The organism is Hyphomicrobium facile, assembly GCF_900116175.1.
In the GTDB taxonomy this organism is placed as follows: domain Bacteria; phylum Pseudomonadota; class Alphaproteobacteria; order Rhizobiales; family Hyphomicrobiaceae; genus Hyphomicrobium_B; species Hyphomicrobium_B facile.
Genome location: NZ_FPCH01000003.1, coordinates 917772 through 931512, shown reverse-complemented (window position 1 = coordinate 931512; position 13741 = coordinate 917772). Strand labels below are relative to the sequence as shown.

Below are 13741 nucleotides of genomic sequence, written 5' to 3'. Positions count from 1 at the left end.
TCCGGAATGATGGCCGGTGATCTTAAACGACCGTCCCGAAAAGTCTCCCGATCCCAGCCGTTAAAGCCATCGCCAGCGCTCCCCAGAATGTCACGCGGGCCGTCGCCTTCACGATATCCGCACCGCCGGCCTTAGCGCCGACGGCCCCAAGGAGGGCGAGGAAACCTAGAGAGGCGACAGAAACAATGGGCACGAGCTTGTCCGACGGGGAGATCAGAACCATCAACAACGGCATCGAGGCACCGACGGCAAAGGTTGCCGCCGAGGTCAGCGCAGCTTGCACGGGACGCGCCGTGCTGATCTCAGAAATTCCAAGCTCGTCACGAGCGTGCGCGCCCAACGCGTCTTTGGCCATCAGCTGGTCGGCAACTTTCACGGCCAGTTCGTGTTCGACGCCGCGTTTGACGTAGATTTGGGCCAGCTCCTCCCTCTCGAAGTCGATGTTATCACGTAGTTCCTGACGTTCGCGCGCGAGATCCGCTTGCTCGGTGTCCGACTGCGAGCTGACCGAGACATATTCCCCGGCCGCCATCGACATTGCGCCCGCAACTAGCCCCGCGACGCCGGCGACGAGAATATCGCTGGGCTTGGCCGAAGCAGCCGCCACGCCGACGATGAGGCTCGCCGTCGAGACAATGCCGTCGTTGGCTCCGAGCACTGCGGCGCGCAGCCACCCGATCCGATCGACCAGGTGGCTTTCGGGGTGGATGTGGAGTCTGCTCATTTTTGTTTTCTTTCGTTTGTGCTCCTGGGGACAGTCAGAACGCATCAAGGCAGGCGCTTTCGTCCCGTGATCATAGCCTTCACGAGGTTCTCGCCGTGCTCAAGGCTCGAAATGACAACTCCAAGAACATGCAACACCACAAGACCAAGCGTGACGTTTGCTAAGGCTTCGTGAACCTCCTCCATCGGTTTAGAACCCCAGAAGGCATCGGTGGTCATCAGGTATCCGGTGATCGACAGCCCGACGAGCATGACGATCAGCAGAACGATCATCGCCCCGCCTGCGGGATTGTGGCCGACATATCTCGGCGCTTCCAGCCGCGTGCTCTGTTTGAGATACTGGAAAACCGTGCTCGGCCCTTTCACGAAATCTGAAAAACGGGCGTGACGAGACCCGATGAACCCCCAAAGGATCCTCAACGCGACAAGCGCCGCGATGGCATATCCGGCCCACAAGTGCATCCACTCGATCTCATCCCCCGTCAGGAAGGCGACGGCAAATAGGAGGACAAGGCTCCAATGGAAAACGCGGATGAAAGGATCCCAGACCTTCACGTTGGCCGGCGGAGAATAGCCGCCGGCCTCCTGCAGACTGTCAGAGTGACTCATGGATCTCACCCATTGCTCTTCTGATTCTTCCAGTCCGTCCCGACAGGATTGCCCGTTGCAGGATCGATGAAGAATTCGATTCGCGCACCTTGCTTCGTGTCGCGAGCGTAAACCTCAGCACATGTTCCCTTCATCTTGGACTTGGCGACCTCGTAGCCATGGTCTTTGACCAATTTCTCAATTGCCTCGATCGTCATCCACTTCTCTTTGGGCTCGGTCGTGCACAGTTTGCCATAGCTTCCCGCCATGGCATTCGATGCTAATCCAACCAGCAGAGCGGTGGTGATAAGCAGCGTTTTCATTTTGGCTTCCTTCGTAAGTTGTTGGATGTTCGGCCAAACATCAGGCACCAACGATCCGAATTTTGCACCATTCGCGATGATGGCATCCTGATGCTTGGTGTCAGCGTCTCGTCAGGCGCCTAATCGTCAATCTCGACGACGTTCCCGGTCGCAGGATCGAGATGAAGCTCGGACTCCTTGCCGTCCTTGCCCCTGACATCGACCTCCGCGCAGCCCTCCTCGATCTCAATTTTGGAGACCGTGAACCCTTGTTCGGTGAGCTTGGTCTTGAGCTGTTCGGTAGTCAGCCATTGCTCCTTTGGGGCACGCGTGCAGGGTTCGTCGTCCTTGGCGTAGGCGGCAGGGCCGACGACCAGCACGGGCAGAAGGGCTGCAAGAAATAGGGTGCGCATGGTTCTCTCCTCAGAGTATTTGTGGCACCGGACAATTCGGCGCCATGAGTGCACTCTGCAGGAATTGAAGTGAGTTAACGCTGACGGCTGATGTCAGCATCCCATCATCTTGCCGGTTATATCCTGCCCGGCCCTGGGATTTTTGCGCGAGATCAATACCGATGACCCTGCATCCCATTAAAATCTTTATGGTCGCTCTTATGGTGGTCGGTGCTGCGACACGCGCGATGGGCGACGACGACCACGAGAGCGAGACCGAGCGAAGCGAGCACGAGGCGGTGCGAGCAGCCGTCGAACGGGGCGAACTGAAGCCGCTTTCCGTGGTGCTGCAGGCGGTGCTGCCGAAACTTCCAGGCGAGGTCGTCGGGATCGAGATCGAGCGCGAAGACGGAGTTTGGATATACGAGTTTCGCGTCGCCGGCGAGAAGGGCCGCCTGTTCGACGTCTACGTTGACGCTGCGACCGCTCAAATCCTGAAGACTAAGGAGAAATGATGCGGGTGCTGGTTGTTGAGGATGACGCTCGGATCGCAGCCGACGTGTGCAAGGCGCTGCGGGCTGCCGGCTACGTCACCGAGACGGCGTCCGATGGCGAGAATGCCTGGTTTCTCGGAGACACCGAGGATTACGATGCCGTCGTTCTTGATCTCGGGCTTCCGCATATGGACGGCTTGACGGTGCTCAAGAAATGGCGGGAGGCTAAACGGAACCTGCCAGTGATCGCGCTCACCGCTCGCGGGAGCTGGATGGAACGGGTCGAAGGCATCGATGCTGGCGCCGACGACTACCTCCCGAAGCCGTTTCGCATGGAGGAGCTCGTCGCCCGCTTGCGCGCTCTGGTCCGGCGGTCCGCGGGGCATGGGTCTCCGCTCCTCACTGTCGGTGACCTGTCTCTTGATGAGCGGCAAATGCGGGTAAGCTTGGCAGGCGTTCCAGTCGATCTCGCGCCGCTGGAATACCGAGCCATTGCCTATCTCATGCACAATCAGGGGCGCGTGGTCTCGCAAGCAGAATTGAGCGAGCACATTCACGGGTCGGAAGATGCTTATGATTCGAATGCGATCGAAGCCCTGATCGCTCGTGTGAGGCGCAAGATTGACGGTGATGTGATCAAGACCCGGCGCGGTTTCGGCTACATCATCGCTGAGCCAGGTTCATGACTGCCGGATCGCTACAGCTTCGTCTTATCGCTGGAGGGGCAGCGGCTATTATCGTGGCGCTGGTTGTTGCCGGCATCGGATTGGCGCTGCTTTTCGAGCGCCATGTCACACGATCCCTCACGAACGATCTTGAAGTCGATTTGCGCCAGGCGATCGGGTCCTTGGAAATCGACCCTGCCGGTCAACCTCTGCTGAAACGCCAGCCATCCGACCCGCGTTTTTCGGAGCCGCTGTCTGGCCTCTATTGGCAAATCAGTACTGCCGCTGGCGGGATGACGAGATCGCGGTCGCTATGGGATTCCAAGCTGCCACTTCCCCATGATGCCCTGGCCCCCGGTGACGTTCATTATCATCGCGTAATTGGCCCCAGGAACGCCGACTTGATCGCGGTCGAGCGCGCCGTCGTCGTGAGCATGAATAATACTCCGACTCCCGTGCGGCTTATATTTGCGGCCGATACGGCAGGTATTGCCGAGGCTCGTCGCGCGTTTGTCGGCGATCTCGTCCCGGCGCTCGCATTGCTCGGCCTTGTTCTCGGTGCAGCAACCTGGATTCAGATCGGCTTGGGTCTCAAGCCCTTGGAGCGCCTGCGCGACCGGATTGCTGCCGTGCGCCAAGGCCGGTCCGCGCAATTGGAAGGACCGGTTCCGAGTGAGATTGAACCATTGGTCGACGAGATCAATGGTTTGCTCACTGCGCGGACGCTCGAAGTCGAGCGCGCGCGCGGACGCGCTGCCGATCTGGCACACGGCCTAAAAACCCCGCTCGCGGCGCTGGCCGCAGATGCGAGGGTTCTTCAGGAAAAAGGCGATCGCGAAATCGCAGCCCGATTGATGGAAGTCAGTGAAGCGATGGGCCGGCACGTCGACCGTGAATTGGCCCGTGCTCGTATTCGCGGCTCCCGTGGCCTGGGCGGCATCAGTCCGACGCCTATCCGGCCCCTCGTCGAATCGCTGCTTTCGATCCAACGACGTTCCGTCGACAGCAGATCGCTCTCATTTGAAACGGACTTTAGCGGCGAGCCGAGCGTCAGAATCGACAAGACTGATCTGGCAGAGGTATTGGGCAATCTCATCGAGAACGCGGGACGGCATGCACGATCTCGCGTTCGTATCGGATGCCGTGGCGATGGGATGATATACGTGGAAGATGATGGCCAGGGCATAGCAGAAGCTGACCGCGCCAATGCCATTGAACGCGGTAAGCGCCTCGACGAAAAGGGTGACGGCTCGGGCCTAGGTTTGGCCATCGTCCAAGAGGTTCTCGACGCCTACGGGCGGAAACTGACGCTTGAGACGTCGAGCTTCGGCGGACTCCGAGCCGTATTCTAACGCCTGACGTTCCATTCGAGTGTGAGCTACGTACCAACCAAATTCCGATTCTGGCTCGTAGCGTCTGAGAGACTGAACGACCGGTACCGGTCACAGCGGCCAATGGGCTCAGCTGCGAGGTTTCCGGCAGTCGTATACAGAAGCAGACATCAAGGTCTGGCGCGGGAAAGGGACTGCGGTGGGCGAGAATGTTCGTTTTATCTCAAGGCTGCGTGAAAAAAGCCCTTGTTTCACGACGTAGCAGCAATCGCGTTGACGTCGATCTCGACGCGTTGGCATGGAGTTGGCGCGTCCTTTGTAGGATCGCGTTGCTGATTGTCGAGAACGAGCACGAGAGGCTTCGAAGTTGGCTGTAGCGACTGAATTTACGGCTCTGGCGTCAAGTGTGGGCGGCGCGCTGATCGGCGTTTCTGCGGTTCTCCTCCTCTATTCCAACGGGCGCATCGCAGGCATAAGCGGCATCGTGAAAAGGCTGATCGCGCCGGCAGCCGACAGCAAGCCCGCGCAAGCCTTGGCCTTCATCATAGGACTGATCTCCGCCCCCTTCGTCTGGACAGCCGTGACCGGCCATGCCGTCACACAATCGGTATCGACAAATATTCCGCTCGCGGCGATTGCCGGACTGCTTGTCGGATTCGGTGCTGTCCTGGGTGGAGGTTGCACAAGCGGTCACGGCGTCTGCGGACTTTCACGTTTCTCGAAGCGCTCCCTCGCGGCGACAATCATATTCATGGCAGTGGCTGTACTCACCGTGTTCGTCGTCCGCCACATCATCGGAGGTGGCCCATGAGCCTCGTCGTCAACCTTGCTGCAGGGCTGATTTTCGGCATCGGACTTGTCATTTCCGGAATGGCCAATCCTGCAAAAGTGCTGAATTTTCTGGACGTCGCGGGAAGCTGGGATCCCAGTTTGGCTTTCGTGATGCTCGGCGCGATCGCCGTAACAGCCACGGGCTATCATTTTGTGCTTCGGCGGCCAAAGCCTCTTCTTGACTCGGGCTTTCATTTGCCTGTCCAGAATAACATCGATCGACCGCTCGTCATCGGGTCTGCGATCTTCGGACTTGGTTGGGGCCTCTTCGGCTTCTGCCCGGGTCCTGCGGTTACGTCGCTCGGGCTCGCCGCGACAGGTACACTTGTGTTCGTACCAACGATGCTGATCGGAATCGTGGCAGCCAGCCTTGTCCGCAAGCGACCATCGGAAATCAAGGAAGCGTAAGAGCCTATTTTGCTGGTAGCTTGAAAGACGGACATTGGAAGACGCAGGGCACGCTGCGCTGTCAATCAACCTTAATGACGATGCAGGTTCTCGTCTTCATCATCTCCAGCGCGCGAGCTAAATCAATAGCTTAGCTATGTTTCAGCGTCCGCAGAATTCGTCTGGCGGGCGCTCGGCCGAAAGCGAGTCCCGCCGCGAAAGTGCTGTGCACGCGCATCCACGTTTCCGTTCCCATCCAAAGATGGCCCCCAAACCACCGATCAGCACGCGGAGTAGATGCGCATTTCGCGTGACCGTGCTTATTGTCCTCGACAGCGCCAGTCGGGGGAAAGCAGTCATGTCGCATTACCTGTCCTCACTTCCTCTTAGGCTCGGGACGCTCCTGGTCGTCATCGTTCCCACGGCAGCCGCGATGATCGGCACAGTATTCGTCCGACGCAGAGTCGGACTGGAGCGTTTGACGTCGAACAATGAAATCGCCGGCTTCAAATTCGCGACCGTTGGCGTCATCTACGCGGTTCTTTTGGCATTCGCGGTAATCGTCGTTTGGGAGCGCTTCAGCGATGCCGAAACCGCTGTCCTCCAAGAAGCGGGGGCATCCGCAACGATTTATCGACTCTCCCCAGGCCCCGTCCCTGACGCCGTTGCGATACGGAACGCGCTTAGCAACTACTTGGGTCTCGCGATTGAGAAAGACTGGCCGCGAATGGCCGGAGAGGACGCGAGCGACGATGTGCGAAAAGCACTCGATGATCTTTACCTGGCGGCAATTCGCGCAAGCAACGCGAACAGCGGGTCATCGGCGGTATATAGCGAGATCTTCAAACAGCTCGACACCCTTACCCAATCTCGGCGAACGAGAATTCAGCTCGCCGCCGGCGTCGTGCCGAGCGTACTGTGGCTCGTTTTAGTTTTTGGCGCGTTCCTCACGGTTGGATTCACCTTCTTCTTTGGAACCGAAAATCTTAGCGCTCAAGTTTTGATGACAGGCATCCTATCGACAATCGTCTTTATGGGCCTCCTCGTGATCATTTCAATCGATCATCCCTTCACCGGACCCGTGCATATCGATAGCGAAGCACTCAGTAGGGTTCTCACGGATTTCGGCCATCGCACCTGACGCTTGAGGATGCGATCCCTCTTCAATGCCGATGCTGGAAGCGGCGACAAGCGCCGCGCCAACAGTCTGCCACCACGATGGCATTCCTGCGCGGCCAGACCCTGCGCGGCCAGACGGGCTACTTCTTGACGATGGTGTTGATGCCATCCACCTCGGGCTCGGCGACATAGCGCTCGTCCGGGGTGAAGAAATGAATGCGCAGCTTGCGAGTGGCGTCGGCAAAGCCAATGCCCCAGCCCTCGTAAAGCCGCCACGCCGTGATTTCGCCCATCACAGGGAACGTCTCGGCGCAGCCCTCCGCAATCTCGATCTCGTTGCCGCCGATCGTCGCCTCCTTCTTCAGCGTCACCTGACAGCGCTTGCCGCCCGTGTTGTCGCTCACCTCCCATTCGCCATAGATATCGTTGAGCATCTCCGGATGGACGCCGCTCGTGTCCATGAGTTTCAACTCCTGGGCAGCGAGTGGAGAGGCGGAAGTGAGAAGGAGTATCATGAACAGAAAGCGGGAAAAGGATGGCATTGCTGGCTCGATTGATTTCTAGGGTTTTTGTTGAGCGACAAGGACCCGAGCTTACCGATACGGAGCGTTCTGTCCATCGGGTTGATGGCTAAGATTAGAGCGACACTCCCTTTTAGAATTCCAGCGCAACAGCGTGAACCAAAGCGCGCCCAACCGCCGGGCCCCCCTGCAAGCTAGCCGGAAACCTGCGCGCGAAATTCGGACAGGGAATGATCAAGCGCCGCGAGAAGCCGCCTCTTCTCGTCTCCGAAAGCGATCGAGAGGCGGCTGCGCGGCTGACCGAGTTGCACGTCGAACGTCGTCGCTATTCGGCCCGGGGCCGGCTTCAGCACGACAAGCCGCGTTGCAAGCGCCACCGCTTCTTCGATGTCGTGGGTAACCAGCACCAGTGTCTGCCGGCTGCCCGCCCAGAGTTCGAGCAGATGATCCTGAAGCTCGATGCGCGTAAAGGCGTCGAGTGCCGAAAACGGTTCATCGAGCAGGAGAACGCTCGGCTGTGTGACGAGCGCGCGCGCAATCGATACCCTCTGACTTTGACCACCCGAGAGTTCGCGCGGCCAGCGGCGGCCGTAATCGGCAAGTCCAACCCGCGCGAGAACCTCGTCGACCCGCGCCAGCCTCTCAGCCTTTGGGAGGTGAGACAGTCCGAACCCGACATTTTGCCGAACAGTCAGCCAAGGCATCAGCCGCGGTTCTTGAAAGATCATGCCGACCGCAGGATGAGGTTCTTCGATCCGCGCACCGTCGACCGAGACCCAACCCGCTGATGGTCTTTCAAGGCCCGACAGCACACGCAGCAAGGTGCTCTTTCCGCATCCCGAGCCGCCGACGATCACAACAATCTCACCTGCCGTCACATTCAACGAAACGTCATGGAGCGCGACTGTTCCGTTCGGATACGTTTTTCTGATCTGGTGCGCTTCGAGCATCGGTCTTCAATCGCTGGTCGAGAAGGAGTCTTGCCAGCGAAGGAATGGCGCCGCGGCGGTGGACAGCAGCCAATCGGAAGCTTGGCCGAGAATGGCGAATATCAGTATGGCCGTTACGATCTGTTGTGGCTTTCCAAGCTGCTGGCCGTCGACCAAAAGATAGCCAAGTCCTTCGGAGGCGCCCATGAACTCTGCCGCCACGACAAACATCCAGCCGAGGCCAAGACCGCCACGGAGCGCGACGACATAGGCCGGAAGGATGGAGGGTAACAGCACGCGCCGTGTAAGCGCGAACGGCGACAGCCGGAAGACACGCCCAACCTCGACGATTTTACGATCGACCGACAGAATGGCTCCCAGAACACCGAGATACACGGGAAAGAGGACCCCCACAGCGATAAGAGTGATCTTCGAAGTCTCGAAAATTCCGAACCAGAGAATGAAAAGCGGAACCCACGCAATCGATGGAACCGCTCTCAAAGCTTGAAGCGTCGGATCGACGAGCCGGCGCGTGAGCAACGAATAGCCGGCGATGGCGCCGAGTAGCGTGCCGGCGAGCGTTCCGCCACTGAAGCCGGCGAGAACGCGCAGACACGTGGCCTTGATGTGCAGCAACAGTTCGCCGGATTGGGCGAGTTCAACCACCGTTTCGAAAATCCGCGACGGCGGCGGTACGAGACGTCCGTCGGCGACGCCGGTGCGGACGGCAATTTCCCATCCGAGCCCGAGCGTGATCGGCAAAATGAAGCCGGCGAAAATAGGGGCAAGCCCGCGCATCCTTTTCGGATGGCGGGCTTTGGTGCCAGGCTTTTCGGCAATCGAAAAGCCGGCTTGCTCTGCAATGCCCATTGGACTCTAGTTGGAAGCGGTCGAGAACTTGGCGTCAATCAGCGCGTCGACGGTAGCAGCGACATCGACGTCCGGTTTGATCACCTCGGCCTTCTGAAGCGCGAGCCCGGCGGCCAATATCGTGTCCCGCTGCAACGGCCCGATCTTGGAAAACGTGAGATCGGTGCGTTCGCCGAGCTGCTTGGCAATGACCGCGTCCGGAAGCTTGGTTGCCGTTACGAGCGATTTTTGCAGCTCGGCCGGATGGGCAAGCGACCATTCGCGCGCTTTTTCGTAAGCTGCGAGCACGCGCTTGACGACATCCGGATGTTCGTTGGCGAAGGCTTCCCGAACGTTGAGCACACCCCAGCTGTTGGCTTCGCGGTTTCTATGGAAGAGCTTCGCGCCATTCTCGATCTCGGCGGAAGCCATGAGCGGATCGAGGCCCGCCCAAGCGTCGACGTCGCCACGAAGGAGAGCGGCTTTGCCGTCACCATGCTGGAGAACAACAACGGTTACGTCCTTCTCCGTCAGACCTACTTCCTGCAGGGATCGAACGAGAAAGATGTGCGGATCGGTGCCGCGTGTCGCTGCAATGCGCTTACCCTTGAGATCGGCAACCTTGGTTATCCCGGTATCCGGCCGCGTAACGAGTGCCGTCCATTCCGGTCGCGAATAAACGTAAATCGATTTGATTGGGTTGCCGTTGATCTTTCCGACGAGTGCGGCGGCACCTGCAGTCGAGCCGAAGTCGAGAGAACTTGCGTTCAAGAACTCGAGTGCCTTGTTGGAGCCGAGGGACTGAACCCAGCGGATCGCGATCCCATCCTTCTCGAATTCCTTTTCGAGAATCCCGTTGTCCTTGAGCGCCAGGGAAACGGGATTGTACGTCGCCCAATCGATCCTGATCTCCGTGATCTTATCCGCAGCCTGCGCGGCCGAAGACAAGATAAGCGCGATGCCGAGGGCTAGCGATGCCCGGGCCCGGTCCCAAAATTTCATCTTGTCGTACCCCTTTGAACAACCCGAGCAGAGTTCATAAGGGGTCAGCGAGCGAGACTTAACGAAGAAGAAGTGATGACGATATTCCGAGATCGAAACGGATCGCCGCCTGGCGCGCATTTGGAGAGTTTAGCCGTGCTCGCGGGAGTCTCGGTCCTATTCCTCATCGAGGTTGATCGGCCGAATGGCCCGGCGGCAGACCTGAGCCTCGTACTCGTCGAAGGTCCAAAACTTCAGCCCCAGCATGTCCAGGATGGTTGTCGTCGCATAGGCCGCAAGCGTGCTCTCCGCGCTCACGCTGCAAACCCGTAACGCGGCGTGGATCAGCTCGAAGGCCTCGCTTCTTGAATACAACGGCGTCTCGGATGTGCTTTGCGCAAAGACGAGATCGAGAAGAGAGTCGATGCCTCGCTTCATCTCTTCTCGGATCTCGTCGGGATTAATGGTCATGGGCCGCTAGCTGCCCCTATCGATGCTCAACCCGACTGCCGATCAGAACGCTCCGGCAGCGATACGCCGAGATGAGGCGCCCGCTCCGCCATCACCGAGCATTTGCGTCTGAAGGACATCATCTCAGGGCAGCGAGATCTTGCCCTTGAGTCTGCCGCCACCGAGAGTATCCGTGATGCTGTCCATCGTGTACGTGCCGCCGCCGGTTGCACCTTGGTATTTACCTGTTCCACCGGTCGTCTTGTAGACGTTGACTTTAAGGTGTGATCCTTCCTCCCACGTGTCGGTGATGTGGTCACCACCTTTGAGGTTCCGAGTACAGGTGCCGGAGCCCTTCCAACTTCCATCTGGCATGTATTCGTACTTGCCGACGCAATCCTCCGAAGTGAGTGCTTCGCTCTTATCGTCGGGAACGTCGATGCATCGGCCAGCGTAGTCGACCAGCTTGTGCCCCTTTTCGGGCTCCTTAACGTCCCACTTATCGGTCACGCATGCGAGCGCGAATGCCTCCTCGATCGTCGGGCCGGCCTGCACCTGTCCAGTGCCGGCAAAGAGGAGCGCCACGGGAAGGGCGACAACGAGCTTTTGGACGTTCATTTCAATGCTCCATTTAAATTCAATTCTGCTGACGCCGGACGATCCTGAATTTCTGAACGGAGTTATTATTTGATGCTCGCTATCGCTCAGCCGAAGCGCAATTGAGTGTTCTTGGCCGCACGATATTTCAAAATCCAGACCCACCGGCTTTCTTGTTTCCGTCTGCGGAGGAATAATGCCAGGAGAAAGTCTCTACGATAGGATGTTACAGTAACAACCGGCGAACAGAGGGCAGGGACGAGGCCTGACGTGACGAAGCCAATGGATTGGAGCGAGTCAGACAGGAAAGCCATCGTTGGGCAGCTCGACCGCATCTTGAGCAGTGAGTTTTTCAAGCAGTCCGAGCGACGACGACGATTTCTCGCCTACATCGTCGGCGAAGCGCTTGCGGGCCGCGCCGAACGCCTCAAAGGCTATACGATTGCGCTTGATGTTTTTGATCGCCCCGCCTCGTTCGATCCGCTCGTCAATCCGATCGTCCGAATGGAAGCCGGGCGTCTGCGCGACAAGCTCCGCGACTATTACCAGTCGATTGGGCGATTTGATACCATCGTCGTCGAGCTGCCGAGGGGTGGCTATGAGCCGAGAATTGAGATCCGCCGGGAGCCGCTCAATCGACCGGAACGGGAACGATCGGACACCCATTTTTCTACCGTTTCGCCCCGCCTTAAGGAGTTGAATCTCTCGAACACATCGCACAAGCGACCGGATGGCCCTCCCTCCCCCGAAGCCCGCGATGCATTACTTCGCGGATTATCGGCATTTTGGCGGTACACGCGTCAATCTTGCTTTGAGGCGCAAGAGCATTTCTCGCGTGCGATCACGCTCGATAAGAAATACGCCGCGGCTCATGCTTGGCTCGCACGCGCGTTGGTCTTCGAACACAGCATGGGGTGGGAAAGCAGCCACGTATCTGCACTCGGTCTCGCTTACGAGCATTCCAATCGTGCCGTGACGCTCGACGGACAATCGCCGATGGCCCAGGCCGTTCTAGGTTGGACGTTGCTTCACACGAAAGACGGCGTCGATGCGCTGACCGCCGCGCGGCGCGCGTGTTCGCTCGAGCCCAACTTCCCCGATGGACGGCTCTTCTTGGCCCTAGCCCTCGCGGCGCATGGCGATGGAGAAGCCGCAATGCGCAACATGGAAACGGCGATGCTGCTGCAGCCGCATCCGTCGAGCTTTTATTATTATGCGCTCGGCTTGTGTCACTTCGCACTGGCGGAATATGAAAGCGCAATCGAAGCATTTCTTCAGGGCATCGAAATCAACCCGTCGTTCATGCCGAACCATTACACTCTGGCGATTACATATGGCGTAAGCGGCTTGTCGACGGCCGCGCGAGAAGAGGCGGCGATCGTCAAGGCCGACTGGCCCAATGTGTCCAAGAATTTCTTCTTATCGGAACCGTTGGAATCGATCTCCGGAACCGGCAAAAAAAATGCCGGCTTGATTGTCGCCTAACGTTTAAGAGAGCGGGCAAGAGCATCGTCGTCGTCACTCCAAATCGGCATCGGGCTGATTTAGAAAAACCAACACCGCAAGCATGGTCATATAGAATCGGAAAGCCGCCTGTTGGCCGTTCCACGTTCGCGATTCCCACATTGCGAACCATTCGCCACCTATCCCCATGAAGCCGAAGAACCAGACGAGGAACGCAAGCGTACCCCCAGCAATCGCATACCCCTTTGCACGATTGAAGACCTCGGCCGGCGCGCGCCTCGTGCGCCAAAGTGATGCCGCTCCGCTAATGAACAAAATGCCTGTCAGAGCCTCCGCCGTTATGATCGCGGCGTATGCCACTTCCCATAGGACAGGGTTTGAGATCGCGCGGTACTTGAGGTTGCTGTCGGGCAACGTGCTGTCCATGCTGAGCACGTGCTGCACGAACAGGTAGTTCGTCCCGTAGTCTGTGATGTTGTTGAAGGCGATCAACAGGCAAACCGCGCCAAGTGCTGAACACATTATGATCTTGGCATACCGCGTTATGAGCATTGGCTAGTTCCCTGCATTCGATGATTCTCCCCATGAGAGGAAAGCAGGTCTAAGCCCGACATGAAATGCCTGCCTTCGCCTTAACTATCCCAGGATTTCCGAGAGTTCGACCCGCCCGATTTTTTTATTCCCCGATGTAACCATCGCCACGCCGCCATCGAACAACGAAGAGCAGCGTGCATGCCGGCCATGGGGTCCGGGTGGTCACGCCGGTCCGGAGAATTTGGCATGGCCCTACCCATTCGCAGTATCTCTCTCGCAGTCGCTTTAGCCGCTGCAGGCTCGCTGGCGAGCCCCGTTTTTGCCGATGATTCCACGAGCAAATCCGGCAATACCATGCAGAGCGCCGGCATGACCAAGGATCCCGCCGCAATGAAAAAGGATAGTATGGCGCCCGACGCGATGAACAAAGACAGCATGGGTAAAGATGCCATGGGTTCAGGCGCGATGAAGAAGGACAGTATGGGGTCTGACGCCATGGGCCAGACGGCTCATGACTCGATGGCTCCGGAAAAGAAGTAAGGTTCCGGAGAATAGCCGCTCCGCGCTTCCCTCCTCGGGGTGAA

Annotated in this window: 19 protein-coding genes; 8 read left to right on the top strand and 11 right to left on the bottom strand. The window is 58.5% G+C overall.

Annotation, left to right across the window (positions count from 1 at the left end):
• Positions 1–22: 22 nt before the first annotated feature.
• The 4 genes from BM399_RS17585 to BM399_RS17570 form a co-directional block, all read right to left on the bottom strand.
• Positions 23–724: a VIT1/CCC1 transporter family protein gene (locus BM399_RS17585; RefSeq protein ID WP_092869004.1), complete on the bottom strand. Its 702-nt coding sequence runs from the start codon at positions 722–724 to the stop codon at positions 23–25.
• Between the two features lie 44 nt (positions 725–768).
• Complete coding sequence (locus tag BM399_RS17580) at positions 769–1332, bottom strand: cytochrome b/b6 domain-containing protein (protein ID WP_092869003.1); 564 nt, start codon at positions 1330–1332, stop codon at positions 769–771.
• Between the two features lie 5 nt (positions 1333–1337).
• Positions 1338–1634, bottom strand: a complete 297-nt coding sequence (locus tag BM399_RS17575) for a PepSY domain-containing protein (protein ID WP_092869193.1) — start codon at positions 1632–1634, stop codon at positions 1338–1340.
• Between the two features lie 119 nt (positions 1635–1753).
• The gene (locus tag BM399_RS17570) at positions 1754–2026 is read right to left on the bottom strand and encodes a PepSY domain-containing protein (RefSeq protein ID WP_092869002.1); all 273 of its coding nucleotides are present in this window, start codon (positions 2024–2026) and stop codon (positions 1754–1756) included.
• A gap of 161 nt (positions 2027–2187) precedes the next feature.
• Here BM399_RS17570 and BM399_RS17565 point away from each other — a divergent pair, with 161 nt between their 5' ends.
• The 6 genes from BM399_RS17565 (at position 2188) to BM399_RS17540 (ending at position 6854) form a co-directional block, all read left to right on the top strand.
• Positions 2188–2520 carry a PepSY domain-containing protein gene (locus BM399_RS17565; protein ID WP_244531329.1) on the top strand — a complete coding sequence of 111 codons (333 nt, stop codon included), beginning with the start codon at positions 2188–2190 and terminating at the stop codon, positions 2518–2520.
• Positions 2520–3185: a response regulator transcription factor gene (locus tag BM399_RS17560; RefSeq protein WP_092869191.1), complete on the top strand. Its 666-nt coding sequence runs from the start codon at positions 2520–2522 to the stop codon at positions 3183–3185. Before BM399_RS17565 ends, BM399_RS17560 begins: the two co-directional genes overlap by 1 nt.
• A complete protein-coding gene (locus tag BM399_RS17555; RefSeq protein ID WP_092869001.1) occupies positions 3182–4516 on the top strand; it encodes a sensor histidine kinase in 1335 nt (444 codons plus the stop codon). Before BM399_RS17560 ends, BM399_RS17555 begins: the two co-directional genes overlap by 4 nt.
• 346 nt (positions 4517–4862) lie before the next feature.
• On the top strand, positions 4863–5306 hold the full coding sequence (locus tag BM399_RS17550) for a YeeE/YedE family protein (protein WP_092869000.1): 444 nt from the start codon (positions 4863–4865) through the stop codon (positions 5304–5306).
• Complete coding sequence (locus BM399_RS17545) at positions 5303–5734, top strand: YeeE/YedE family protein (RefSeq protein WP_092868999.1); 432 nt, start codon at positions 5303–5305, stop codon at positions 5732–5734. The genes BM399_RS17550 and BM399_RS17545 overlap by 4 nt, the downstream gene beginning before the upstream one ends.
• 337 nt (positions 5735–6071) lie before the next feature.
• The gene (locus tag BM399_RS17540) at positions 6072–6854 is read left to right on the top strand and encodes a bestrophin-like domain (protein ID WP_177228198.1); all 783 of its coding nucleotides are present in this window, start codon (positions 6072–6074) and stop codon (positions 6852–6854) included.
• 118 nt (positions 6855–6972) lie between these two features.
• Here BM399_RS17540 and BM399_RS17535 read toward each other — a convergent pair whose 3' ends face one another.
• From BM399_RS17535 to BM399_RS17510, 6 genes are all read right to left on the bottom strand, one after another.
• Positions 6973–7374, bottom strand: coding sequence for an AprI/Inh family metalloprotease inhibitor (locus tag BM399_RS17535; RefSeq protein WP_092868997.1), 402 nt, complete (start codon positions 7372–7374; stop codon positions 6973–6975).
• 173 nt (positions 7375–7547) lie between these two features.
• A complete protein-coding gene (locus tag BM399_RS17530) occupies positions 7548–8303 on the bottom strand; it encodes an ABC transporter ATP-binding protein (RefSeq protein ID WP_092868996.1) in 756 nt (251 codons plus the stop codon).
• A gap of 6 nt (positions 8304–8309) precedes the next feature.
• The gene (locus BM399_RS17525; RefSeq protein WP_092868995.1) at positions 8310–9152 is read right to left on the bottom strand and encodes an ABC transporter permease; all 843 of its coding nucleotides are present in this window, start codon (positions 9150–9152) and stop codon (positions 8310–8312) included.
• A gap of 6 nt (positions 9153–9158) precedes the next feature.
• The gene (locus BM399_RS17520) at positions 9159–10133 is read right to left on the bottom strand and encodes an aliphatic sulfonate ABC transporter substrate-binding protein (protein WP_092868994.1); all 975 of its coding nucleotides are present in this window, start codon (positions 10131–10133) and stop codon (positions 9159–9161) included.
• A gap of 156 nt (positions 10134–10289) precedes the next feature.
• Positions 10290–10583, bottom strand: coding sequence for a hypothetical protein (locus BM399_RS17515; RefSeq protein WP_092868993.1), 294 nt, complete (start codon positions 10581–10583; stop codon positions 10290–10292).
• Between the two features lie 123 nt (positions 10584–10706).
• A complete protein-coding gene (locus tag BM399_RS17510; protein ID WP_092868992.1) occupies positions 10707–11180 on the bottom strand; it encodes a hypothetical protein in 474 nt (157 codons plus the stop codon).
• 249 nt (positions 11181–11429) lie between these two features.
• Here BM399_RS17510 and BM399_RS17505 point away from each other — a divergent pair, with 249 nt between their 5' ends.
• A complete protein-coding gene (locus tag BM399_RS17505; RefSeq protein ID WP_143117858.1) occupies positions 11430–12644 on the top strand; it encodes a tetratricopeptide repeat protein in 1215 nt (404 codons plus the stop codon).
• Between the two features lie 33 nt (positions 12645–12677).
• On the opposite strand, the gene BM399_RS17500 is transcribed toward BM399_RS17505, so the two are convergent.
• Entirely contained in the window at positions 12678–13175 is a 498-nt protein-coding gene (locus tag BM399_RS17500) for a DUF2165 family protein (RefSeq protein WP_092868990.1), read from the bottom strand.
• Between the two features lie 228 nt (positions 13176–13403).
• Between BM399_RS17500 and BM399_RS17495 the strand changes: the two genes are divergently transcribed.
• A complete protein-coding gene (locus BM399_RS17495) occupies positions 13404–13697 on the top strand; it encodes a pentapeptide MXKDX repeat protein (protein WP_092868989.1) in 294 nt (97 codons plus the stop codon).
• Positions 13698–13741: the final 44 nt, after the last annotated feature.